The sequence below is a fragment of the Thioclava sp. GXIMD4215 genome, assembly GCF_045291555.1.
Classification (GTDB): Bacteria; Pseudomonadota; Alphaproteobacteria; order Rhodobacterales; family Rhodobacteraceae; genus Thioclava; species Thioclava litoralis.
Genome location: NZ_CP149515.1, coordinates 2,260,001 through 2,283,171, shown reverse-complemented (window position 1 = coordinate 2,283,171; position 23,171 = coordinate 2,260,001). Strand labels below are relative to the sequence as shown.

Genomic DNA, 23,171 nt, shown 5'->3' with positions numbered 1-23,171 from the left:
CACGGGAAAAATCCTCACAGGCAAAGGTTAAACAGCGGCAGCCGCAACGTGCGCGCGTTGCCGCCTCAGCTTTTAGGCGGCTCGTAAACACCCTGTTCCTTGAGCGCGTCCACAACTTCTTTGGGCATATAATTTTCGTCATGTTTGGCAAGAATTTCGCTGGCGACAAAGACGCCATCTTCCATCTTCCCCGTGCCCACCATGCCCTGCCCTTCCTTGAACAAATCGGGCAGCACACCATTAAAACGGGCAGGCACAGTGGCACCGCCATCGGTCACAGCAAAATGGATCGTGCCATCTGGGTCACGTTTGATCGATCCTTGGGCGACCAGCCCACCCAGACGGAACACTTCATTGGGCCGGACCGGCTCTGTGGCCAGTTGTGAGGGAGCGCGGAAATAGTTGATCCCGTCACGGAACGCATAGCCGATCATCGCAACCGCCACGACAAGCGCAACAGCCGCGGCCACCAGAACCTGAATACGGCGTTTCTTCTTGAGACTTTTCATCGCTTCCCCATGATGCCAGACCACCGGATGGGCGGCCTGGCCTTGATGATCAGATCTTACGGGAACACGGGGGCCAGCATCAGCCCTGCGGTTTCCTCATTGCCCAGCATCAGGTTGGCGTTTTGCAGCGCCTGCCCCGAAGAGCCCTTGCATAGGTTATCAAGCGCCACAACAACCAGCGCACGGCCCGGAATACGATCCGCACTTACGCCCACATGCACGAAATTGGACCCTGCCACAGACCGCGTTGAAGGCAAGCCGCCAAAAGGTAGCACCTCGATAAAAGTCTCGGCCGTGTAACGGTCCGCCAATGCCTTATAGACCGCCTCCGGATCGCCCTTCACATAGGCCGAAGCCAGAATGCCACGGTTCATCGGGGCCAGGTGCGGCGTGAACTGCACCAGCACCGGACGCCCCGCAATCTTCGAGAATTCCTGATCGAACTCGCCCAGATGGCGGTGTTTGCCGCCCGCCGAATAGGGATAGGTGCCGCCCGAAAGCTCGGCATGCAGAAGGTTTTCCTTCAGCGAGCGCCCTGCCCCCGAGACCCCGTTCTTGAGATCCAGCAGGATGTCATCCAGATCGATCACCCCCGCCTCGATCAGCGGGCGGATCGCATATTGCCCCGCCGCCGCGTTACAGCCGGTGCCCGCGCAAAGCCGCGCATTACGGATGTCGTCACGGTAGAATTCGGTCAGCCCGTAGACCGCCTCTTTCTGCATCTCGACGGCGCAATGCGGCTTGCCATACCATTTCTCGTATTCCGCCGGATCGCGCAGACGGAAATCAGCCGACAGATCAACGACCTTCAGATCTTTCGGAAGTTCGCGAATAACCTCCTGCGAGGTCGCATGCGGCAGGGCACAGAAGGCCAGATCCACGCCGGAAAAATCGATTTCCTCAATTTTCACAAGGTTCGGAAGATTGAGATGTCGCAAATGCGGGAACACATCCCCCATCGCCATACCGGCCTTACGCTCGCCGGACAAAGCGACGATGTCCATCGTGGGATGGGTTGCAATCAAGCGGACAAGCTCGGCACCGGTATAGCCGGATGCCCCGAGAATGGCGATTTTCTGGGTCATATGCGATCCTTTCGCAGGCGATCCGGCGCGGACCAAACCTGTTTGTAAGCCACGACAAAACCGGACTGGCCCGCCCCTTTTGGCCAGACCACCCAGTTTGACGCTGTTTTCCGCGTTGTGCCCGCGCCCGTCAAGTTATCACGCAGGATTTTTACCGACCTTGCGACAGATCAAGCCTGCTCGAAGACAACCTTGCGACGCAGGAAACGGGTTGCATGATTGGCAACATGGCCGGGATCCCCCGTTGTCAGGAACTTCGTCTGCGTTCCGGCGCCGATAAATTCGGGACGACGCTCGAGATAGTCCGCCAGACTTTCCGCAACCAGATTGGCCTGACTGTAAACCTTCACATCAGGGCCAAGACCTTCTTGGAAGGCCTGCTGCATGATCGGGTAATGGGTACAGCCAAGGATCGCCGCATCGGGGCGGGGCATACGACGGCGCAGCGCCTCGACATGTGATTTCACCAGCGCCTCCGCCAGAATGTCATCGCCCTCCTCGATCGCATCAACCACGCCACCACAGGGTTGCGCCTCGACATCCACACCGATCGCACGAAACGCCAGTTCACGCTGGAACGCACGGCTCGCGACAGTGGCAGGGGTCGCAAAAAGCGCCACATGCTTGACCTCGACCTCGCGGGGCGGCGAGTTATCACCCCATTGGCGCTCGGTCAGCGCCTCGATCAGCGGCACAAAAACCCCCAAGACGCGCTTGTCTTTGGGCAGCCATGTTTCCTGCATCCGCTTGAGCGCCGCAGCCGAGGCCGTATTGCAGGCCAGAATGACCAGATCGCAGCCCTCCTCCCACAAGCGCTCGACGGCCCGCGTGGTCAGGTTGTAGATATCCTCGGCATCGCGCACCCCGTAAGGCGCATTCGCGTTATCGCCCAGATAGACAAAAGGCACCTCCGGCAACCGCCGGGACACCGCATCCAAAACCGTCAGCCCGCCAAGACCGCTATCGAAAATGCCGACCGCCATTGGATACTCCTTCCGGATTGTCGCCCATCGTTTTGCAAGTGTTTTACGCCTGCATGATCCCGGATGGAAAGACGTAATAATGTGAGCAAGCGCCTCAAATCAGGACGGAAAGGACACGTTCCGCGATTGTTTGCACCTGCGGCACGGTTTCTCTTTGTGATCTAGGGGCTTCGTCTATAAAAGCATAGCTGTTATGCAGATATCGTAAGACTGGCTAAGGAAATAGAGGGCGTGATGGACTGGGACAAGCTGCGAATCTTTCACGCGGTGGCCGATGCGGGGTCTTTGACCCATGCAGGCGACGCGCTGCACTTGTCACAATCGGCGGTCAGCCGTCAGATCCGCTCGCTCGAAGAAATGCTGGGCACGACCCTGTTCCACCGTCATGCGCGCGGCCTGATCCTGACCGAGCAGGGCGAACTGCTGTTTGACGCCACCTCGACGATGGCCAAAAAGCTCGATGCCGCCTCGGCCCGCATCCGCGATTCGGAGGAAGAGGTCTATGGCGACCTGCGGGTAACCGCGACCACCGGCTTTGGGACCATGTGGCTGGCTCCGCGTCTCAACAAGCTTTACGAGAAATATCCCGAGCTGAAGATCGACCTAATGCTGGAAGAACGCGTGCTGGACCTGCCGATGCGCGAAGCCGATGTGGCGATCCGCATGAAAGAGCCCGCACAGGCCGATCTGGTGCGCAAACGGCTTCTGAATATCCGGATGCGCTTCTACGCGACCCCGCAATATCTCGAACAGCACGGGCGTCCGGAAACGCTTGAAGATCTCAAGAAACACCGCCTGATCTGCCAAAGCCCCTCGGTGCCGCAAGTGGCGGCGGGCGCCGCGCTTGCACAGCGCGCGCTGGCCTATGACATGCCCAGCACACTGACCGTGAACAATTATTTTGGCATCCTTCAGGCTGTCCTGAACCATGTGGGCATCGGCATCCTCCCCGATTATCTCACCGTCGACAACAAGATCGAACGGGTCCTGCACGACATCGATTCAAATGAAGTCCCGGTGTTTCTGGCCTATCCGGAAGAGCTGCGCCAATCGCGGCGTGTCACCGCGTTCCGCGACTTCATTCAGGAAGAGATCCAGGCCTATCGCCGTGTTCAGGCAAGCGAAAACCAAAGCTGACAGGCTCCGGCATCCGGCCCGCAACAAACACGCAAGGAGGCGTGGCGGGCCATACATGCCGCCAACGCATAGCGGCTCTGCAAAAACCTTTCCAGAAAACCCTTGAACGATTCATAAACTGCACATATTTCAGGCGCAGAAGCAGATGGTATGCGGAAACGCTCATCAGCTTCTACCTCCCTGTTGGACTATGGCCGAGCTTTGCTCGGCCTTTTTTTTGGCTCCTCCTCACGAAATCTTCCCGCAGGCACGCCTTGCCAAGCACCGGACACCGCCGGTGAATATCGTATATTTCGCAGAGAATTAGCCTCGATAAGCGGCATAAATTGCAAAAAAGGGCAAAGTTTTTCGGAACTGGCGCGCGGATTTCAGGGTTGAGGGAGCATGAACCGCAACGGTTAAAACATGACATCCGAGAGGAGCCAAGATATGAAAACCGCACATAAACTTCTGACCGGCACGCTGCTTACCGCAACCTTCGCCATGCCGATGACTGCATTCGCGCAGCCGAGCACTGACGCCGCGGATTCGCTGTATCAGGACGATCCTGCGGGCCTTGTCGACTATAAGATGGGCATCGTTCAGATGCAAGATGAAAGCTCCAAGGACGCCGCCGCTGCCGCGACCGCCAGCGCCAATGTGACCGGCGGTCCCGATGGCCGGAAAGGTCTGGTGCAGATGAAAACCGAAGCCAATGCCGGCGTGACCGAAGCTGATGCGGGCACGATGGGCAAGATGGACGGCAACAACACCCAAGCCGCAGTCCCTGCCGAATACAATTACAAGGGCGGCCTCGGGATTGCCGAAAGCAAGACCGCAGCACAGGATCTCGGCTCGGCCAAGTCGAAGGATGGTCAGGATATCGGCAATATCGAACGCGTCGAGAAGAATGGTGACACCGATACCGTGTATATCCGCGTCTCCGAAAAACTCGATACACCGGTGTCGATGTTCAAGGTAACCGTCCCGGCCTCGGACCTTGATGATGGCGTCGTGTCGCTGCCGTGGACCCTTTCGGGCCTTCTGGACACGCTCAAGAAGCAGCAGGACGCATAATCCTTATGTGATTCCCCCCAAGAAAGGGCCAGCCACGCGCTGGTCCTTTCCTATTTTTGCACCTATCCGCCATTCCATCCCGCCCTGCGGCACAAGGGGCCTTCCCCCAACGCGCTCAATGTTCTAAGGCATGCGCAACCGATGCGCCCGCCGGAGGACATTTATGACCGAACCCGCACTCACCCCCGACCTGATCGCCGCTCACGGGCTCAAGCCCGACGAATACGAGCGTATTCTGGAAATCATTGGGCGTGAACCGAGCTTCACCGAACTTGGCATTTTCTCGGCCATGTGGAACGAGCACTGCTCGTATAAATCATCCAAGAAATGGCTGCGTACGCTGCACACCAAAGGCCCGCAGGTCATCTGTGGTCCGGGGGAGAACGCAGGCGTTGTGGATATTGGTGACGGTCAGGCGATCGTCTTCAAGATGGAAAGCCACAACCACCCCTCCTATATCGAGCCGCACCAAGGGGCTGCGACCGGTGTGGGCGGCATTCTGCGCGATGTCTTCACCATGGGCGCGCGCCCGATTGCCGCAATGGACAGCCTGTCCTTCGGCATGCCCTCGCATCCCAAAACCAACCATGTCGTCAAAGGCGTGGTCGAAGGCGTGGGGTCTTATGGCAACTGCTTCGGCGTGCCGAATGTGGGCGGCGAAGTCCGTTTCCACCCCTCCTATAACGGCAACTGCCTTGTGAACGCCTTCGCGGCGGGCCTCGCGGATGCCGACAAGATCTTCTACTCGGCCGCATCCGGCATCGGCATGCCGGTCGTCTATCTTGGCGCGAAAACCGGCCGTGACGGTGTGGGCGGCGCGACGATGGCGTCGGCCGAATTCGATGACACCATCGAGGACAAGCGCCCGACCGTCCAAGTCGGCGACCCCTTCACCGAGAAATGCCTGATGGAAGCCTGCCTTGAACTGATGGCCTCGGGCTCGGTGATCTCGATTCAGGATATGGGCGCTGCTGGCCTGACCTGCTCGGCTGTGGAGATGGGCGATAAGGGCGGCCTTGGTATCCACCTCAAGCTGGAGAATGTTCCCCAGCGCGAGACCAATATGACCGCCTATGAGATGATGCTCTCGGAAAGCCAGGAGCGTATGCTCATGGTTCTCAAACCCGAGAAAGAGGCTGAGGCCCGCGCCATCTTCGAGAAATGGGATCTGGACTTTGCCATCGTCGGCGAGACCATCGCGGAAGACCGCTTCCTGATCGAGCACAATGGCGCGATCAAAGCCGACCTGCCGCTGTCGAAGCTCTCCTCGACCGCGCCCGAATATGACCGTCCGTGGGTCGAAACGCCGAAGCCCGCTCCGGCAGCAGCCCTGCCCGCGATTGGCGCGATGGAGGCGCTGAAGGCGCTGATCGGTTCGCCGAACTACGCGGCCAAGGATTGGGTCTTCGAGCAATATGACACCCAAGTCATGGGCGATACCGTCCGCCGCCCCGGCATGGGTGCAGGCGTTGTGCGCATCCACGGCACCTCGAAAGCCGTGGCCTTCACCGCCGATGTGACGCCGCGCTATGTCAAGGCCGACCCCTTCGAGGGTGGCAAGCAGGCGGTCGCGGAAAACTTCCGCAACCTCTGTGCCGTTGGCGCAAAGCCGCTGGCCACTACCGACAACCTGAACTTCGGCAACCCCGAAAAGCCCGAAATCATGGGCCAATTCGTGGGCGCGATCAAAGGCATCGATGCCGCTGTGAAGGCGCTGGATATGCCGATCGTTTCGGGCAACGTCTCGCTTTATAACGAGACCGACGGTCAGGGCATCCTGCCGACGCCGACGATCTGCGCCGTGGGCCTTCTGGAAAACCTTGAAGACGAGCTGATCGCAGGTCTGCCGTCGGAAGGCGACATCGCGCTGGTGATCGGGGCGACCAAGGGCCATCTGGATCAATCCGCGCTGGCGTTTGAAGCCTTCGGTATCGAGGCAGGTCAGGCCCCCGAGGTCGATCTGGATGCAGAGCTGAAAAACGGCACCTTCCTGCGCGCGAACCGCAAGTCGCTGACCTCGGCCACCGACCTGTCGGATGGTGGTGTGGCTCTGGCAGCTTTTGAACTGGCCGAAAGCGCAGCCGTCGGCGTCACGCTCGATACCGCCGATATCGGTCAGCTCTTCGGTGAGGATCAGGCCCGCTATCTGGTCACCGCAACCGAGGCGGGCGCAAGCGCGCTGGAAGCCGCCGCCGCAAGCGCAGGCGTCACCATCGCCCGCGTCGGCACCTTCGGCGGCGCTTCGATCAGCTTCGGCGGCGACAGCGCCCCTCTGGCGGATCTGGCCAAGCTCTACCGTGGAGCCTTTGCGGCAGCCATCAACGGCTAACCCGCCTCCCCTGCTTCCCGAAAGGCCGCTGCAAAGCGGCCTTTTTCATGCGCGGCACGTCACGCCCTGCGCATCTGCCAAGGCCTTCCCCACGATATCCGCACAGAGAAAGCGACTGCCGCGCCTTTCCGAAGGTTGCCACAGCGCCTATGATCGGCACCACCCTTTTACTACCGCTTTCAGGTATCCAATGACCCGCTTCGCTGCCGATAGCGTCCCTGCAAAAGCCCTGCGATTGTTTCTCGCCGCGATCATCGCCCTGAGCATCGCCGAGCTGTTGGGCTTTCATAATACCTATTGGGCGGCCATGCCGGTTTTCGTCATCGCCCAACCCATGCGTGAGGATATGGTGGTCCGTGGTATCTTACGCGTCATCGGCACGCTGGCGGGGGCCGGTATCGGCCTGCTGGCGCTGATCTATCTCGGCAGTCCCGTCGCGATCGGTCTGGCCGTCGGGGTGACTGCGGCCATCGGCACCGGCCTCGCCTACAGGATCGGCACGACCTATAGCTATGGCTTTACCCTGATGGCTTTCAGTTGCGGTGTGGTGGTCATGCCCTCGCTGGGACTTGGCGCAAACGACATTGCGCTGGCGCTTGAACGGATCTGGTGCACCCTGATCGGTGTCGCCTGCATCACGCTGGTCTCGTGGTCATTCACCCCCAGCCGGCACGGCCCCATCCCGCCGCGCCCCATGCCCCCTTCAACCCAGCAGTTGATCCTGCGGATGGCCTTTGCCGCCACCGCCTGCACCATCGGCACGGCGGCCACCGGACTGACAACGAATTTCGCCATCATGTCGGGCGCTCTAGCGATGACCGTTTTCAGCGCCGTGATCGGCTCCATGACCGATCCGCGCCCGATCATCCGCTGGCTGGTGCCCGGCGTAATCATGGGCGTCTGCGCAGCGGTGGTCTACCGCTCCATCATCGATAGCCTCGGCCTCAACCAGCCGCAGATCTATATTCTTGCGATTCTTTTTGTGGCTGCGGGGGCCCTGCTGCGCGCCCATCCGAAAACCGCCGCCCCCGCCCTTGATTGCAACATGTGCTTCCTGCTGGCGGGCGAGGCAGGCGCGGTCGGTCATTCCTTCGAGCTGACGGCCTTGGGGGCGTGCGGCATGGTATGCGGCACGCTTCTGGTGGCCGGACCGCTGCATTTCATCGCCTCCTTACGAGACCGCGAAAGGACGCAAGCCGCCAGCTGACAGGGGACAGCCCTTGCAGCGCCTGCGTCCAGGCCCTAATTTAGACAAGAAGCTGCAGGAGTGCCTATTTCATGCCAATGGAAGCCCAGGATATCGAAAACCTGATCCGAGACTCGTTCCCCGAGGCAAAAATCACCATCACCGACCTCGCCGGAGATGGCAATCACTGGGCCGCCGAGGTCATCGACGAATCCTTCCGCGGACAGAACCGCGTCCAGCAGCAGCGCGCAGTCTATGCTGCCCTCAAAGGCGCGATGGACGGCCCGAGCGGCGCCCTCCACGCGCTGGCGCTCACGACAAAGGCGCCCGAATAACAAGAACAGACCGGCAGGAGGCGCGGCATCGTGCCCTCCTGTCATGCCCGACCGAAAATCCTACCGCCGCGCCGAGTCGTCCATCGCGGGCGACCAGCGTCCGGACAAAGACCGCTGGCCATACCGACGCCCCCGTCGGGCGGATCGGCCCTCACTCACATACGGCCTGTATGCATTGCGCATACGCCAAACAAAGGAACTTCGCCATGAGCGCGCAAGACCAGATCCAGAAAGACGTCTCTGAAAACGATGTCGTGCTTTTCATGAAAGGCACCAAAGAAATGCCCCAATGCGGCTTCTCCAGCCGTGTGGCGGGTGTGCTCAATTTCATGGGGGTCGCCTATAAGGATATCAACGTCCTTGCCGATGCCGAGATCCGTCAGGGCATCAAGGATTTCTCCGACTGGCCGACCATCCCGCAGCTTTATGTCAAAGGCGAATTTGTCGGCGGCTGCGATATCGTGACCGAAATGACCCTGTCGGGCGAGCTTGACCAGCTGTTCAGCGACAAAGGGATCGAGTTCAACAAGGAAGCGGCAGAGCAGATCCGCGCGGCCAACGCCTGAGATCCCGTCCTGCCCGACAAAAGCCCCGCCTCAGGCGGGGTTTTTTTCACGCCCGCACGCCTGCCCGATTGCCCCGGCCCGATTGCCCCGTATCGGTCATCCCAGATCGAGAAACGGCCTTTCGTGCCACATTTCCAGCAGATCGCCCGCCATACGCACCGGCCTGCCCTGCAACCGCTGGGCATGCATCTCCAGCATCAGGACGGCGGCAAGCTTGTAGCCGTGCCGCGCCGCATCCATCGACGGACTGCTGGGCACAAAACTATGTTCGATTTCCGCCGCAGCAGAGGTCAGTGCAATCGCGATATCCACCGCCTCGGCATGGGGAAAACGCCGCGCCAGCGCCGGAACAAGATCGACCCACCCTGTCTCGCGGGTCAGCAGAGCCTCCAGAGCAAAGGCCAAAAGCTGCTCTGGCACATGGTCATCGACGCTCTGAGTTCTCAATGCCGAATCGTCTTTCATTTACCCGCCGCACCACTTACCCCGCTATCATACCAGATTATGGGACCATCTTCGCGGAAAGAAATATCTGGACTTTGTGAAGAGCCGCCCCATTTGATGTTGTTTATTTGGAAAGCACTTTCTGCTAGGAAAGGGGCTCCACAGCCCAATGAGCAGCAAAATGCAGTATATCCCTCAAGCCCGCGAACTCGCGCTTGGCCTGTTCACGGCCATATTCGCGATGATCATTTTTCAGGCCGCACGCGGTGCGGGCACCCTGGCCCCGCCCGAGCTTCTGCTCCTGTCAGCCGCCGGTGCCTGCGCGCTGCGCGGCTTCATCGCCAATCTGCGCGAAGGCTGCCAGCCGCCATTACGCGCGGACTGCCTGCGCACCACCGTGATCTGCGCGGCGCTGACTCTCAAGCTTCTATGGGCGGAATTCGCGCTTGCACAGAGCGACGGCACCATGATGGCCGCCAGCCTTGCCGCAATCATCATGGCCCTTGCCCATAATCTTATCTGCCAATCGCGCGGCGCGATGCGCCGCAGCTGATCTTGGCGCGGGCGGGGTTATTTCCCGCCCAACCGGCGCTTCACGCGCCCCCAGAGGCCTTCGGCACGGTCTTCGACACCATCCCACGCCTCTTCCATATCCTCGATCACCGGATCGATGGAGCGCCTGCGAAACTGCCGCCACATCGCGCGCAAAAACAGCAGCACGATCAGCAGGAAGGTCAGGATAACGATATTCGCCCAAGGAACGATCGTCGCATCCGGCCCCGACACAACATTGATCGATACCGCATTGGGATAGATCGAGATCCACTCGTTACGCCAGCCATAATGGGTGATCGACACCCAGACCGGATTGGCCTTGGTCGAGACAAGATCCTGCGCCACGGCTTGCAGGTTAGAGCTGTCCAGCTTGAAATAGGGCGGCCAGCCCCAGCCGGTATCCTCGTTGCGATAGACCATCGGCTTGCCGTTCGGGCGCTGCGTCTGGATGAAAAACACATCGCGGCTGCCCACCGCCTGCGCCGCCTTGTCGGGCGTTGCCCAGAAGATCGAATGCTGCCCGTAATCGATGCGGCGATTCTCCGTTCCGACAATCCGGACGATGTCATGCTGCGGCAGGGTGTAGTGGAAAAAGGCGAAGACCAGCAGCGCAAGCACCGCAAAGAAACCCCATTTGAAATACCGCATCATGGCCTCATGTGTAGTTCATTAAATAGACGATACAGATCACCACGCCCACCGGCACCAGAATGACCAGCACCAGCAGGCGCTTGCGCAGGGAGCGCGCATAATCGCGCAGACCTTCGGCAATATAGGCTTCGGGGTCAAGCTGCCCGTCCGCCGCGCGCTCCAGCCCCTCGCGGACACGCGAGCGCGCATAAAGCGAAACCAGCCAGTAGATCAGGCATAAAACCCCGAACCCGATGACTGCAAAGCTCAGAAATGCGCGCATATGCTCTCCACACCGAGGGGGGCGCCGCCACCCGCCGCGCCTAAACGGGAATATTATCGATCAAGCGGACATTGCCCAACCATAATGCCACCAACAGGCGTGCATTGTCTTCAAGCTGCGCCAGCGGAGCAAGGCTGTCTCCGGCGCGCAGATCCAGATACTCGACCGTGCCGAACCCTTTCGCAGCCAGCTCCGCGCGGGCCGAGGCCAAAGCCACCCCGACATCGGCACCCGCGCGCAAACTGGCGGCAAGCTCTTGCAAGACCTGATGCAAGAGCGGTGCCATGCTACGGTCTTCGTGGCTCAGCCGGACATTGCGCGAGGACATGGCCAGACCGTCGGCCTCGCGGATGGTCGGGCAGCCGATCACGGTCACCGGCAGATTGAGGTCGCGCACCATCCGGCGCACCACCTGCAATTGCTGCCAGTCCTTTTCTCCGAAAAAGGCGCGCCCTGCCTGCGTCATGCCAAACAGCTTGGCCACCACGGTCGCCACCCCGTCGAAATGGCCCGGACGGTGTTCGCCCTCCATCGGGGCCGAGACCCCGCTGACCGATACGGTCGTGGAAAACCCGTCGGGATAGACTTCGGCCACGTCGGGCGCAAACAGCACATCCACCCCCGCCTCGTCCAGAAGCGCCAGATCACGCGCCTCGTCGCGAGGGTATTTGCTCAGATCATCGGTATTGTTGAATTGCATCGGGTTCACGAAGATCGTCACGATCACACGGTCCGACTGCGCCCTTGCCGCCTTCACAAGGCTCAGATGCCCATCATGCAGCGCGCCCATCGTCGGCACCACACCGACCAGCATACCAGAGCGTTTCCATGCCGCGACCTTGTCCTGAAGTTCGGCGGAATTACGGATCACCAAGGTCATTTCTTCACCTCGTCGGAAAACATATGTTCGGGCGCAGGGAAACGGCGCGCGCGCACCTCTTCGGCATAGGCAGCAACCGCCTGCCCTGCCGCATCGCCCAACTGCGCATAGCGTTTGACAAATTTCGGTTTGAAGGCGGTAAACAGGCCCAGCATGTCATCCACCACCAGCACCTGCCCGTCGCAGTTCACGCTGGCCCCGATGCCGATCGTCGGCACCGAAATCTCGGCGGTGATACGGTCGGCCAGCCCCTGCGGCACCTTTTCCAGCGTCACCGCAAAGGCTCCGGCCTCGTCCACCGCAACGGCATCGGCCATCAGACGCGCCGCCGCATCCCCACGCCCCTGAACCTTATACCCCCCGAAAACATTGACGGATTGCGGGGTCAGCCCGATATGCGCCACCACCGGAATGCCGCGCTGGACAAGGAAGCGGATCGTGTCGGCCATATGCGCGCCGCCTTCCAGCTTCACGGCCTGCGCGCCGGTCTCGGCCATGATACGGGCAGCGTTCCGGAACGCCTGCGCGGGGCTTTCCTCATAGGAGCCGAAGGGCATATCCACCACGATACAGGCCGCCTGCGCCCCGCGTGCCACCGCCTGACCGTGCAGGATCATCATCTCCAAGGTCACGCCCAAGGTGCTTTCAAGCCCGTGCACCACCATGCCCAGACTGTCGCCCACCAGAACCAGATCGCAATGCGGGTCCATGATACGGGCCATAGGGGTGGTGTAAGCCGTCAGACAGACAATCCGGCTTTGGCCTTTCATTGCGGCAATATCGCTCGGCATCTTGCGCGAGATCTTTGCAGCAGCACTCATGGGCTATGTCCTCCTTTGGCCTGCATATCCTCCGATGCAGGTGCCAGAGCAATAGCCCCCAGTTTCTGCAATTGCAAAGAAAACCCTACCCCCTGCCACGAAGGTGCCACCCGCCCCCCGAAAGGCCGGTCCGGGCCTGGCATAAATGAAAGCGCGACAGACCGGTCGGCCTGCCGCGCATCCCCTTTTCCCACCCGTGGGAAAACCTGTTTATGCGATCAGTTCCCGCTCAGTGCGGCCTCGCGCTCTGCATCGGTCATGGCCGCCGGATAGATCGCCTCGTCGGCTTTTTCCGCAGCTTCTGCTGCCGCGACCGGATCCCCGCCAGAGGCCTGCGCCTTGGCTGCGGCCACCGCGCGGTCATGCGCTTCCTTATCGGAGATGGCCGGATCCTCGATCTTGCCCTCATCCCATGCTTTCGCATCCGCCTCGATGGCTGCGGTATCCGACGAGGGCACCACATATCCCGAATGCAGCTCGGTCATCGGGCCTTCCATCTTCAGGCTTTCCGCCTTCGAACGCACCTTCACGACAGTGCCCAGATCCGTTTCGTCGAACATATCCATGATGTCCTGATTGAAGAAGCGGATGCACCCTGCCGATGTCGCCTTGCCGATGGAGGACGGGTCCATCGTGCCGTGCAGGCGGTAATAGGTATCGCGACCGTTTTTATAAAGATACAGCGCCCGCGCCCCCAGAGGGTTCTCCAGCCCCCCCTTCAGCCCGCCCGACAGCGGACCATAGAGGTCGGGATCATTGCGGATCATGTTCTTGGTCGGCGTCCAGCTGGGATAGACCTCTTTACGACGGATCACGGCCGTCCCCGAGAAGCCCTTACCGGCCTTGCCGACCGCAACCCCCATACGCATCGCACGCCCCGGCGCGACGATGTGATAGGCCACGCGGGCATAGGGGTCCACAACGATGGTGCCGACCGCCTCGGGGCCGTTGTAATCAACCCATTGGCGGCGGTTACGCTCGGTCAGATAACGCGGATTGATGGCCGGAACGGTCACATCCGGTTCCAGTTCGTCTTGGCGCGCGCGATATTCAGCCGGAACCGACGCTGTCGAGATCCGGGTCGAGGGGCTATCGGTATGCGGCTGTGCGGCACATCCCGCCAGCGCAACCAACCCCGCAGCCGCAATCATCGGCAGGCGAAAACGAACAAATAGAGATGACACAGCAGCAAATCCTTTCGGAACTTTTTTACAAACCAGCGCCTGCCGGGCAGATCGGCAGGTCGTGGGTTAACCGGACCTTATTTTCATGTTCCAGTAAGCGGTCAAGCCTATTGACCGCAACTCGGTTCCCCCGAAGGTGAAAAAAATGCAAGCGGTGGCCAACATATGACATTTGCGCCGGTTTCTGCGGCAGCAGGGCGCCGTTTCCCCGATCACACTTAACGCGGATAAATTAAACTTAATCATTCTGCGGGATCATAAGGGCTGATCGTCGCATACGGAGCCGTCATGGCCGTCTTCAACCTCAACTTCTTTGATCTGAGCTATGCCAGTACCACGGCGGGGACCTTCAGCAATAATGGGGGCTACCAGTTCACCGTCAATGTGGACACGATCACCCTGCAACCCGGCGCGACGAGCGACGTCCTTCAGGTCGATGACCAAACCAACGCGACCTTCGATGATGATGACAACACGCAAACTCTGGCTGCCGGATATACGATCGGCGGGGTCAACTATGCGGCAGGCACCATCATCGAGGCGGAATATGATGTCATCGTGCAGGATTCGCTGGGCAACACCTATACGCTGCAATTCGTCTCTTTGAATGGGGATGCGTGGAATATCGAAGGCTTCGTCATTCAGGGGACGCCGCCGCCCTATGGCGAACCGCTGACGGTGATACAGGCCATTGACTATACAAGCGGCAGCTATGCCTATGCCACCTCCGCGCCATCCTGCTTCGGCCCCCGCACCCGCTTTCTTATGGCGGACGGGCAGCAGAAAATGGCCCAAGCCCTGCGCCAAGGCGATATGCTGCGCTGTCACGATGGCACCGCCGCGCCGGTTGCCATGCTCTTGCAGTCGCGCGTTCCGCTGGACAGCGCGCGCGACCATCGGCCCATCCGCCTGCGGGCCCATGCGCTTGGCAATGGTCTGCCCGGAAAGACGCTGATTCTATCGGCGCATCACCGTGTATATATTGCCGAGATTGACGCGCTTCTGCCCGCCTCTTCGCTGCTTGTCCGCCCCCGCATCGGTCGTGCCCCGGAAATTGCGGGGCCTTATATCCATATCGTCCTACAGCGGCATGCGGTGATTTTTGCCAATGGCCTCCCCTGCGAGAGCTTCTGGCCCGGACCGGTGGCGCTGTCGCTTCTACCGCCGGAAATTGCCCGAAAGATCCGCAAGATCATGGGTCGCACCCCCACTCCGGCCAAGCCGCTCTGGCCGATGCGGGCCGCGCAGCGCCATACAACCCGCGCCTTGGCACAAGAGCTGCGGATCTCTCTGCCCCAATTCGACCCATAAAAAAACCGCCACAAAAATCGTGGCGGTTTTCTGTTACAAAGATCGGGGCCTTAGCGGCGCTCGTCTTCTTCTTCGTCGTCATCATCGCCATGCGGCAGGTTGAAGAAGCTGTCCGCATCGGAATAATCGGCGGGCGATTTACGCTCGTCGTCATCTTCCGGCTTCGAAAGCGAGAAATTCTCCAGCCCCGCAATAGAGGACGGCAGACGCGGCTCGTCCGACATTTCCAGCGACTGCTCGGTGGACACCAGCTTGCGGCGCTCGTCATCGGTCATGACGCCCATCGCAGCGGCTTTCTTCGCGGCCTTCTGCACTTCCATATCCAGTTCGGACTGGCGGCACAGGCCCAGAGCCACCGGATCGATGGCGGTCATGTTCTGGATGTTCCAGTGGGTGCGCTCACGGATCGAGGCGATGGTGGGCTTGGTGGTCCCCACCAGACGCGCGATCTGCGCATCGGCCAGCTCGGGGTGGAATTTCACCAGCCACAGGATCGCGTTCGGACGGTCCTGACGCTTGGACAGCGGCGTGTAGCGCGGGCCACGGCGCTTGTCTTCGCCAACAGCTGCCTTGTTGAACTTCAGCTTCAGCTTGTAGAGCGCGTCTTTCTCGCCCTTCTCGATCTCGCTGGCGTCCAGCTGGCCATGCGCCACAGGGTCCTGGCCCTTCACGCCCACAGCCACATCACCATCGGCAATGCCTTGGATTTCCAGCTCGTGCATGCCGGTGAAGTCACCGATCTGCTTGAAGCTCAGCGTGGTATTGTCCACCAGCCACACGGCGGTCGCTCTTGCCATCAGGGGCTTGTTGGTCATCTCAGCCATCCTTTACATATCTCTCCCGTGCCGAGAAATCGGCTGCGGGCGGGAGATCCCTACGCCGCGATCCATTTCTGGTGGGGAATTGGCCTCGTATATACTCAAATCCACAGCTCGGGAAAAGAGAAAATGACGAAACTTCGCGTATTCCTGATAATCTTGGCACTTCTGAGCACCAGTCTTTCTGCGCAAGCCGAGGGCGAAAAGGCAGGCCAATTCGATTATTATGTGCTTGCGCTCAGCTGGTCCCCAACATGGTGTGCCTTAACGGGCGATGCCCGTAACTCGCCGCAATGCGACACAGACCGCAACGGACCGCATGATTTTGTGCTGCACGGGCTCTGGCCGCAAAACGAAACCGGCTGGCCCAGCTATTGCAACATGTCAGCACGCGATCCGTCCAAGCAGCAGACGGCGGCAATGGCGGATATCATGGGCACCACGGGGGCGGCTTGGTATCAGTGGAAGAAACACGGGCGCTGCTCGGGGCTTGAGGCGCAGGCCTATCTGGATCTGGCCCGCCGCGCCTATGACAGCGTGAAAATCCCGGATGTGTTCGAGCAGCTGCGCAAGGATGTCACCCTGCCCGCCAGCGTAGTGGAAGAAGCCTTCCTTGAGGCCAATCCGCAGCTGAGCGCCGATGGCGTGACCGTCACCTGCCAATCCCACCGCATCCAGGAGGTGCGCATCTGCCTGACGAAAGACCTGACGCCCCGCACCTGCGGGGCCGATGTGATCCGCGACTGCCCCCTGACGGATGCGCGGATGGATGGCATCCGCTGAACGCAAGACACCAAAAAACCCCCAAGGAAACCGAGGGGGTTCATGGTGCGGGCAAACCCGCCAGCTTTCTCAACACGTCGAAACTCAGAGAGCCCCTTCACGCTGTGCTTTTTTACGCGCCAGTTTACGGGCACGGCGAACGGCTTCCGCCTTCTCGCGCGCTTTCTTCACGGACGGCTTCTCGAAATGTTGCCGAAGCTTCATTTCACGGAAAACGCCTTCACGTTGAAGTTTCTTCTTCAGGGCACGAAGCGCCTGATCGACGTTGTTATCGCGAACGCTGACCTGCATGGTGTCACCACCTTCCTAAGTTAGAGTTGCATCGGTTTGCAGGAGCGCTTCATATAGCTATAAACCTTCCATTTGTCCACCACCTGAAAGGGGCCCGAAAGGGAAAGGCCATGAAAAACGATCATCTCGATGCCGATCGCGCCAAATCAGAGCTGTTGGATGCGATCCTGCCCCATGTTCCTTTCGATGGCTGGGCCAAACCGGCCTTCGATATGGCCGTAAGTGATTCGGGTATCGACCCGGGTGTCGCCAAGATCCTCTGCCCTCGGGGGGCGCTGGATCTGGCGGTGGAATATCACCGGCGCGGGGATCGGGCGATGGTAAGCGCCCTGAAGACCGCCGATCTGTCAGCGATGCAATTCCGTGACAGGGTCGCCTTTGCCCTGCGCGCCCGCCTCGAGGCTGTCGACCCCGAACTGGTGCGCCGAGGGGCCGCAACTTTTGCCCTGCCGCAAAATGCCGCGACCGGCACCCGACTGGTCTGGGACACCTGCGACCTGATCTGGACCACGCTTGGCGACAGCTCGACCGATTACAACTGGTACACCAAACGCATGACACTGACCGGCGTCTATTCGGCTTCAGTGCTGTACTGGATGGGCGATGAAAGCGAAGACCATGCAGAGACCTGGGCCTTTATCGACCGCCGGATCGAGGATGTCATGCAATTCGAGAAAGTGAAGGGCAGCGTCATGAAGCTGCCCTTTGTGAAGACCATGCTTTCGGGCATTCGCGCGCCGCAGGGCTGCGAGGATCTGCCCGGCAAAACCGCGGCCCCGCAGGATAAGGACTGAAAAATGAGCCTCCCCCATGAAATGCAGGTGATGGAAATCACCCAACCGGGCGCCCCCGAGGTCTTGCAACCCGCCCATCGCGCCGTGCCTGTGCCGGGCTATGGCGAGATCCTGATCGAGGTGGCCTATGCAGGTGTCAACCGTCCCGATGCGCTGCAACGCGCCGGAGCCTATGATCCCCCGCCCGGCGCATCCGATTTGCCCGGGCTGGAATGTTCGGGCCGTGTGGCTGCGTGCGGGCCGGGTGTCAGCGACTGGTCCGTGGGCGACGAGGTCTGCGCGCTTCTGCCCGGTGGCGGCTATGCCGAATTTGTCACCTGTCCTGCTGCCCATGCCCTGCCCGTCCCGAAAGGTATGGACCTGAAACTGGCCGCCTGCCTGCCCGAGACCTGCTTCACCGTCTGGTCCAACGTGGTGATGCGCGGCGGTCTGAAAGGTGGCGAACGCTTTCTGGTGCATGGCGGCTCGTCCGGCATCGGCACCACCGCCATCCAGATCGCCCGCGCGCTCGGCGCCACGGTTTTTGCCACGGCGGGCTCTGCCGAAAAATGCAAGGCCTGCGCGGATCTGGGCGCCACCGCCATCAATTATCGCGAGGAGGATTTCGTCAAGATTCTCACCGCTCAGGGCGGTGCGGATCTGATCCTCGATATGGTCGGAGGCGAGTATATCAAGCGCGACCTCAAAGCTTTGGCAATGGACGGGCGGCTGGTCTTTATCGCCTTCCTCCAAGGGCCGAAAGCCGAAATCAATTTCGCCCCCGTGATGACCCGCCGTCTGACCATCACCGGCTCGACGCTGCGCCCGCAAACCGATGCGCAGAAAGCTGTTATCGCAAGCGAGTTGCTCCAAAGGGTCTGGCCGATGGTCGAAACGGGCAAGCTGAAAGTGTTGCTGGATTCAACCTACCCCCTGACCGAAGCCGCCGCAGCCCACGCCCGCATGGAGAGCTCGACCCATATCGGCAAGATCGTCCTGAAGGTCAAATAACCTCCGTCTCGGGGCGGGCCTTCGGGAACAGAAGCCGCGCCCCACACAGGCCACGGACAACAAAAAACCGCATCCCTTTCGGGAGCGGCTCGTTCGCTAAAGCTGGTTGCGGGAGCCTGACACCACCGAAATCTTACCGTTTACAAACTTTAGACGCTACCGGACCTTTTCCTGCGGAACACAATGGGCGGAAAGCGGACTTGCGGCAGTGCGGCTTGGCGCCTGTGGCGAGTTTGGGATAGCGGCCATTCATGCGCCGCGCAGCAAGGAACGCTGACCTTCGTTACGCATAGGGCGACAGAACCGCGAGAGCCTCATCATGCTACCTGCTCTGACATCTGCTTTTTCAGAAGATCTGCGAATGCCCTGATCTGCGTTTGGCGCAGAGCTTGAGGCCGCGTAACGAGAAACACGTCCAGTTTCGGAAGGCTCACGTTAGGGAAAAGCTCCACAAGCCCCACCGCTAACGAATGTGGGAGAACCGCCGCTCCGTGCCCCCGCTTTACGGCCTGAATCTGGGCCGCAAAAGACGAGACCCTAATGCGGATGTTGCCAAATCCTGCTGCCCCCGCGGCTTTCATATAGGGCAACTGGTCCATTGGCGGCAAAAGCCCGATCATCGGTATGTCCTCGGGGCGAGCGTTCCGTTTGATGCCAAGATCTTTGATCGCGTAAAGGCCGAGTGAAACCTCAGGCATCCGTTGATAGATCAGCGACGGCTCTCCCAGATGTGCGGTGCGCACTGCAATATCGGAGGCACCCTGCGCCAGTTTTACGAACTCGGGCGAACTGGTGATGTCGACAGAGCAGCCGGGATGCTCGGAAATGAAACGCGCGGCAACATCAGCAACCAACCCGATGAACCCGTCGCCCGCTGTCACCCTGACGCGACCGGAAAGACCAGCGCTCTTCTGTGGCAGGATAAGCGCGCTTTCGAACTCCTGCGCCGCTTGGATCAAAGTCGATCCCCTCTCGGTTAGGCGCGTTCCATCCGCGCCGCGTTCGACCAGCGCCGCGCCCATCTGATGTTCCAGCTGCGTGATCCGGCGTGAGAGGGTCGAGGCAGCCATGCCGAGCGTCTCGCCCGCCCTGAGGAAACTGCCGCTCCGCGAGATCGCCAGCAACAATCGGATGTCATCCCAGTTCATCTTGGCTCTCTGCTGTGCATTTTGACAAAGCTGTTTTGCCATGGTGTGCGTTCTACGCAAAGCCCGGCTTTGCTATCAAATCGCTAAGCGGCGCAGAGCGCGCCCGCAAGGAGATCTTTCATGCATACCGTTTTCGTCACTGGTGCCACCGGGCTATTGGGCAATAATCTCGTGCGGCTGGGCATCATGTCACAATGCAGGATCTGGTGGCGATATATCAAAAGGTCACGCAGATACCCGCGCCAAGCAGGAAAATCCCCGTGGCGTTATTATGGCCGATCGCAGTCTTGCAGGAACTCGGGGCCCGTATCTCTGGCAGGCCTGCACTTTTGAGCCTTGCGACGGTGCGCAAGGGCGATGGGAGTGCGGTCGAGATAGGCAGGATCGAAACTGCCGACCGAAAACCCCTTTTCCTCACCGATCTTGGAGCGGAGCCATATGTCCGAAATGATCTTCAGCTCGGTCAGAAGCGCAAGATCATGCGGGCCGTCCACCAACTCGAAGCTCATCTGGTCGCGCTGTGCGCGGGCATAAGCCGCGCGGATCTTCTTGCGCTCGGGGCCGTCAAGGCTGAAGTTACGCAGATCGACCACCGCCTCCTCGCCGAATTTATGCGCGACCATGCTCGACCGGCTGCGCCTACGGGAGGAGGAGTTGAAGGCTCTCAAAACCGAACTCGCCGCCACCTCCGCACCTGAAGAGATCAAGATGCCGACGCTCAAAGACCTCAAGCTAATCTACCACTCACAACTGGTTAGGCTGGAGAGCTTGCTGACGGGCTCGGATCAGCTCATCGCCGCCAATGCGTTCCTCACAGGCCTTATCGACCGTGTCGAGCTCATAGGGGACCCAGACAGTCGAGACGGGATGCGGATCACGATCATCAGCAATGTAGGGAGCCTCTTCGGAGGCCCTTCTTCGCTCCAAGGTGTTGATAGGCAACAAAAAAGCCTCCCTAGGGAGGCTCTGCGGCTCGTTCGCTAAATTTGGTTGCGGGAGTAGGATTTGAACCTACGACCTTCAGGTTATGAGCCTGACGAGCTACCGGGCTGCTCCATCCCGCGTTATTTGTGTCTGATTTGGGGGGTGTTATCGTTATAGAGATGAATGACGCTCTTTATTAGGTTTGGCGGTGACCTACTCTCCCACGTCTTGAGACGCAGTACCATTGGCGTGTTGGCCCTTAACGGCCGGGTTCGGAATGGGACCGGGTGTATAGCCAGCGCTATGACCACCAAACCGAATAAAGAGCGTCCAAGTCAAGTTGTGTTGTATGCATGATTTTGATCTGCAGGAGTGTCTGTCTACTACTGGATCAAATCAAGCCAATCGGGCAATTAGTACTGGTCAACTGAATGCATTGCTGCACTTACATCTCCAGCCTATCGACGTGGTGGTCTTCCACGGCCCTCAAGGGATACCTAGTTTTGAAGGGGGCTTCCCGCTTAGATGCTTTCAGCGGTTATCCTGTCCGGACATAGCTACCCAGCACTACCGTTGGCACGATAACTGGTCCACCAGTGGTCCGTTCACCCCGGTCCTCTCGTACTAGGGGCAACTCTTCTCAAGTATCCTACACCCACGGCAGATAGGGACCGAACTGTCTCACGACGTTCTAAACCCAGCTCACGTACCTCTTTAAACGGCGAACAGCCGTACCCTTGGGACCTGCTCCAGCCCCAGGATGAGATGAGCCGACATCGAGGTGCCAAACGGTGCCGTCGATATGGACTCTTGGGCACCATCAGCCTGTTATCCCCAGAGTACCTTTTATCCGTTGAGCGATGGCCCTCCCACTTGGGACCACCGGATCACTATGGCCGACTTTCGTCTCTGCTCGACTTGTCAGTCTCGCAGTCAGGCAGGCTTTTGCCATTGCACTCAACGACCGATTTCCGACCGGTCTGAGCCCACCTTCGCGCGCCTCCGTTACTCTTTGGGAGGCGACCGCCCCAGTCAAACTACCCGCCACACAGGGTCCCGGATCCGGATAACGGACCGCGGTTAGACATCAAGAGTGCGAAGGGTGGTATCTCAAGGATGCCTCCACCGGAACTGGCGTTCTGGTTTCAAAGGCTACCACCTATCCTGCACATCACAATCCTGATGCCAGTGTGAAGCTGTAGTAAAGGTTCATGGGGTCTTTCCGTCTAACCGCGGGTAGTGTGCATCTTGACACACAGTTCAATTTCGCTGAGTCCACGTTTGAGACAGCGGGGAGATCGTTACGCCATTCGTGCAGGTCGGAACTTACCCGACAAGGAATTTCGCTACCTTAGGACCGTTATAGTTACGGCCGCCGTTTACCGGGGCTTCAATTCAGAGCTTGCACCCCTCCTTTTAACCTTCCGGCACCGGGCAGGCGTCAGACTGTATACGTCGCCTTACGGCTTCGCACAGCCCTGTGTTTTAAGTAAACAGTCGCCACCCCCTAGTTTGTGCCCCCCACCACTAGTTGCCTAGCGATGGGGCCTCCTTCTCGCGAACTTACGGAGGCATTTTGCCGAGTTCCTTAAACGTGGTTCTCTCAAGCGCCTTGGTATTCTCTACCAGTCCACCTGTGTCGGTTTCGGGTACGGTCTTATAGAGAGGCTATTTCCAGGGACCTGTAGGCTGCCCACACAATCCGATAAGTGTGAACAACGGTTCAGATCCGTCACCATCTCACGGCCCAGGAATATTAACCTGGTTCCCATCGACTACGCCTTTCGGCCTCGCCTTAGGGGCCGGCTTACCCTGCTCAGATTAGCTTTAAGCAGGAACCCTTGGACTTTCGGCGACAGGGTCTCTCACCCTGTTTGTCGCTACTCATGTCAACATTCTCACTTCTGATCACTCCACCGGATGCCTTACAGCCCGGCTTCACAGTCAGAACATTGCCTCCAATCTTCCCTAAGGAAGTAAGGAGGCAGCGTTCTATATCACAGAACGCTCCGCTACCACGCACTTCACAGTGCATCCAAAGCTTCGGCTCGTGGCTTGAGCCCCGTTACATCTTCGCCGCAGGACCTCTTGACTAGACCAGTGAGCTGTTACGCTATCTTTAAAGGATG

The 23,171-nt window shown here is 59.7% G+C and carries 25 protein-coding genes, 1 tRNA gene and 2 rRNA genes (1 of these 28 cut by a window edge); 12 read left to right on the top strand and 16 right to left on the bottom strand.

The window, feature by feature from the left end; translation table 11 throughout:
* Nucleotides 1-65: 65 nt before the first annotated feature.
* From ccmE to murI, 3 genes are all read right to left on the bottom strand, one after another.
* Complete coding sequence (ccmE, locus tag WDB86_RS11340) at nt 66-509, bottom strand: cytochrome c maturation protein CcmE (RefSeq protein WP_339108383.1); 444 nt, start codon at nt 507-509, stop codon at nt 66-68.
* A 56-nt stretch (nt 510-565) separates the two neighbouring features.
* Nucleotides 566-1,594 (bottom strand): N-acetyl-gamma-glutamyl-phosphate reductase, encoded by a 1,029-nt coding sequence (gene argC / locus WDB86_RS11335; RefSeq protein ID WP_406735950.1) that lies wholly within the window; start codon nt 1,592-1,594, stop codon nt 566-568.
* A gap of 170 nt (nt 1,595-1,764) precedes the next feature.
* Entirely contained in the window at nt 1,765-2,577 is an 813-nt protein-coding gene (murI, locus tag WDB86_RS11330; RefSeq protein WP_339108385.1) for a glutamate racemase, read from the bottom strand.
* A gap of 234 nt (nt 2,578-2,811) precedes the next feature.
* Between murI and WDB86_RS11325 the strand changes: the two genes are divergently transcribed.
* From WDB86_RS11325 to grxD, 6 genes are all read left to right on the top strand, one after another.
* On the top strand, nt 2,812-3,714 hold the full coding sequence (locus WDB86_RS11325) for a LysR family transcriptional regulator (protein WP_339109448.1): 903 nt from the start codon (nt 2,812-2,814) through the stop codon (nt 3,712-3,714).
* A 429-nt stretch (nt 3,715-4,143) separates the two neighbouring features.
* The gene (locus tag WDB86_RS11320; RefSeq protein ID WP_339108386.1) at nt 4,144-4,770 is read left to right on the top strand and encodes a hypothetical protein; all 627 of its coding nucleotides are present in this window, start codon (nt 4,144-4,146) and stop codon (nt 4,768-4,770) included.
* A 163-nt stretch (nt 4,771-4,933) separates the two neighbouring features.
* Complete coding sequence (purL, locus tag WDB86_RS11315; protein ID WP_406735949.1) at nt 4,934-7,099, top strand: phosphoribosylformylglycinamidine synthase subunit PurL; 2,166 nt, start codon at nt 4,934-4,936, stop codon at nt 7,097-7,099.
* A 190-nt stretch (nt 7,100-7,289) separates the two neighbouring features.
* Complete coding sequence (locus tag WDB86_RS11310; protein ID WP_406735948.1) at nt 7,290-8,306, top strand: FUSC family protein; 1,017 nt, start codon at nt 7,290-7,292, stop codon at nt 8,304-8,306.
* A 71-nt stretch (nt 8,307-8,377) separates the two neighbouring features.
* Nucleotides 8,378-8,620 carry a BolA/IbaG family iron-sulfur metabolism protein gene (locus tag WDB86_RS11305; protein WP_339108389.1) on the top strand — a complete coding sequence of 81 codons (243 nt, stop codon included), beginning with the start codon at nt 8,378-8,380 and terminating at the stop codon, nt 8,618-8,620.
* A 206-nt stretch (nt 8,621-8,826) separates the two neighbouring features.
* Nucleotides 8,827-9,186 (top strand): Grx4 family monothiol glutaredoxin, encoded by a 360-nt coding sequence (gene grxD, locus WDB86_RS11300; RefSeq protein WP_339108390.1) that lies wholly within the window; start codon nt 8,827-8,829, stop codon nt 9,184-9,186.
* A gap of 96 nt (nt 9,187-9,282) precedes the next feature.
* On the opposite strand, the gene WDB86_RS11295 is transcribed toward grxD, so the two are convergent.
* A complete protein-coding gene (locus WDB86_RS11295; protein WP_406721394.1) occupies nt 9,283-9,651 on the bottom strand; it encodes a hypothetical protein in 369 nt (122 codons plus the stop codon).
* A gap of 160 nt (nt 9,652-9,811) precedes the next feature.
* Here WDB86_RS11295 and WDB86_RS11290 point away from each other — a divergent pair, with 160 nt between their 5' ends.
* Nucleotides 9,812-10,183, top strand: coding sequence for a hypothetical protein (locus WDB86_RS11290; protein ID WP_406735947.1), 372 nt, complete (start codon nt 9,812-9,814; stop codon nt 10,181-10,183).
* A 17-nt stretch (nt 10,184-10,200) separates the two neighbouring features.
* Here the strand turns inward: WDB86_RS11290 and WDB86_RS11285 are convergent, their stop codons facing one another.
* From WDB86_RS11285 to WDB86_RS11265, 5 genes are all read right to left on the bottom strand, one after another.
* The gene (locus WDB86_RS11285) at nt 10,201-10,836 is read right to left on the bottom strand and encodes a DUF1523 family protein (RefSeq protein ID WP_339108393.1); all 636 of its coding nucleotides are present in this window, start codon (nt 10,834-10,836) and stop codon (nt 10,201-10,203) included.
* Nucleotides 10,837-10,840: 4 nt separating this feature from the next.
* A complete protein-coding gene (locus WDB86_RS11280) occupies nt 10,841-11,098 on the bottom strand; it encodes a hypothetical protein (RefSeq protein ID WP_339108394.1) in 258 nt (85 codons plus the stop codon).
* Between the two features lie 40 nt (nt 11,099-11,138).
* Nucleotides 11,139-11,978, bottom strand: coding sequence for a pantoate--beta-alanine ligase (panC, locus tag WDB86_RS11275; RefSeq protein WP_339108395.1), 840 nt, complete (start codon nt 11,976-11,978; stop codon nt 11,139-11,141).
* The gene (gene panB, locus WDB86_RS11270) at nt 11,975-12,799 is read right to left on the bottom strand and encodes a 3-methyl-2-oxobutanoate hydroxymethyltransferase (protein ID WP_406735946.1); all 825 of its coding nucleotides are present in this window, start codon (nt 12,797-12,799) and stop codon (nt 11,975-11,977) included. The genes panC and panB overlap by 4 nt, the downstream gene beginning before the upstream one ends.
* Nucleotides 12,800-13,017: 218 nt before the next feature.
* On the bottom strand, nt 13,018-13,983 hold the full coding sequence (locus tag WDB86_RS11265) for a L,D-transpeptidase (protein ID WP_339108397.1): 966 nt from the start codon (nt 13,981-13,983) through the stop codon (nt 13,018-13,020).
* Nucleotides 13,984-14,271: 288 nt separating this feature from the next.
* On the opposite strand from WDB86_RS11265, the gene WDB86_RS11260 reads away from it, so the two are divergent.
* On the top strand, nt 14,272-15,294 hold the full coding sequence (locus WDB86_RS11260; protein ID WP_406735945.1) for a Hint domain-containing protein: 1,023 nt from the start codon (nt 14,272-14,274) through the stop codon (nt 15,292-15,294).
* 50 nt (nt 15,295-15,344) lie between these two features.
* Here the strand turns inward: WDB86_RS11260 and WDB86_RS11255 are convergent, their stop codons facing one another.
* Nucleotides 15,345-16,109, bottom strand: a complete 765-nt coding sequence (locus WDB86_RS11255; RefSeq protein WP_406735944.1) for a DUF1013 domain-containing protein — start codon at nt 16,107-16,109, stop codon at nt 15,345-15,347.
* A gap of 132 nt (nt 16,110-16,241) precedes the next feature.
* On the opposite strand from WDB86_RS11255, the gene WDB86_RS11250 reads away from it, so the two are divergent.
* Entirely contained in the window at nt 16,242-16,895 is a 654-nt protein-coding gene (locus tag WDB86_RS11250; RefSeq protein WP_406735943.1) for a ribonuclease T2 family protein, read from the top strand.
* Between the two features lie 84 nt (nt 16,896-16,979).
* Here the strand turns inward: WDB86_RS11250 and rpsU are convergent, their stop codons facing one another.
* A complete protein-coding gene (gene rpsU / locus WDB86_RS11245) occupies nt 16,980-17,186 on the bottom strand; it encodes a 30S ribosomal protein S21 (protein WP_083217574.1) in 207 nt (68 codons plus the stop codon).
* Nucleotides 17,187-17,296: 110 nt separating this feature from the next.
* On the opposite strand from rpsU, the gene WDB86_RS11240 reads away from it, so the two are divergent.
* The gene (locus tag WDB86_RS11240; protein ID WP_406735942.1) at nt 17,297-17,980 is read left to right on the top strand and encodes a COQ9 family protein; all 684 of its coding nucleotides are present in this window, start codon (nt 17,297-17,299) and stop codon (nt 17,978-17,980) included.
* 3 nt (nt 17,981-17,983) lie between these two features.
* The gene (locus tag WDB86_RS11235) at nt 17,984-18,970 is read left to right on the top strand and encodes an NAD(P)H-quinone oxidoreductase (RefSeq protein WP_406735941.1); all 987 of its coding nucleotides are present in this window, start codon (nt 17,984-17,986) and stop codon (nt 18,968-18,970) included.
* Between the two features lie 317 nt (nt 18,971-19,287).
* Here the strand turns inward: WDB86_RS11235 and WDB86_RS11230 are convergent, their stop codons facing one another.
* Together WDB86_RS11230 and WDB86_RS11225 are read right to left on the bottom strand one after the other, a co-directional pair.
* Entirely contained in the window at nt 19,288-20,160 is an 873-nt protein-coding gene (locus WDB86_RS11230; protein ID WP_406735940.1) for a LysR family transcriptional regulator, read from the bottom strand.
* A 227-nt stretch (nt 20,161-20,387) separates the two neighbouring features.
* Nucleotides 20,388-20,741, bottom strand: a complete 354-nt coding sequence (locus tag WDB86_RS11225; RefSeq protein ID WP_406735939.1) for a phosphatidylglycerol lysyltransferase domain-containing protein — start codon at nt 20,739-20,741, stop codon at nt 20,388-20,390.
* On the opposite strand from WDB86_RS11225, the gene WDB86_RS11220 reads away from it, so the two are divergent.
* A complete protein-coding gene (locus tag WDB86_RS11220; RefSeq protein WP_406735938.1) occupies nt 20,740-21,102 on the top strand; it encodes a hypothetical protein in 363 nt (120 codons plus the stop codon). The genes WDB86_RS11225 and WDB86_RS11220 overlap by 2 nt on opposite strands.
* Before the next feature lie 3 nt (nt 21,103-21,105).
* Here WDB86_RS11220 and WDB86_RS11215 read toward each other — a convergent pair.
* The 3 genes from WDB86_RS11215 to WDB86_RS11205 all read right to left on the bottom strand — a co-directional run.
* Nucleotides 21,106-21,182: transfer RNA gene (locus tag WDB86_RS11215), tRNA-Met, on the bottom strand.
* A gap of 60 nt (nt 21,183-21,242) precedes the next feature.
* Nucleotides 21,243-21,357, bottom strand: a 5S ribosomal RNA gene (rrf, locus tag WDB86_RS11210).
* Between the two features lie 77 nt (nt 21,358-21,434).
* Nucleotides 21,435-23,171 (bottom strand): 23S ribosomal RNA (locus WDB86_RS11205) (it continues 1,094 nt past the right edge of the window).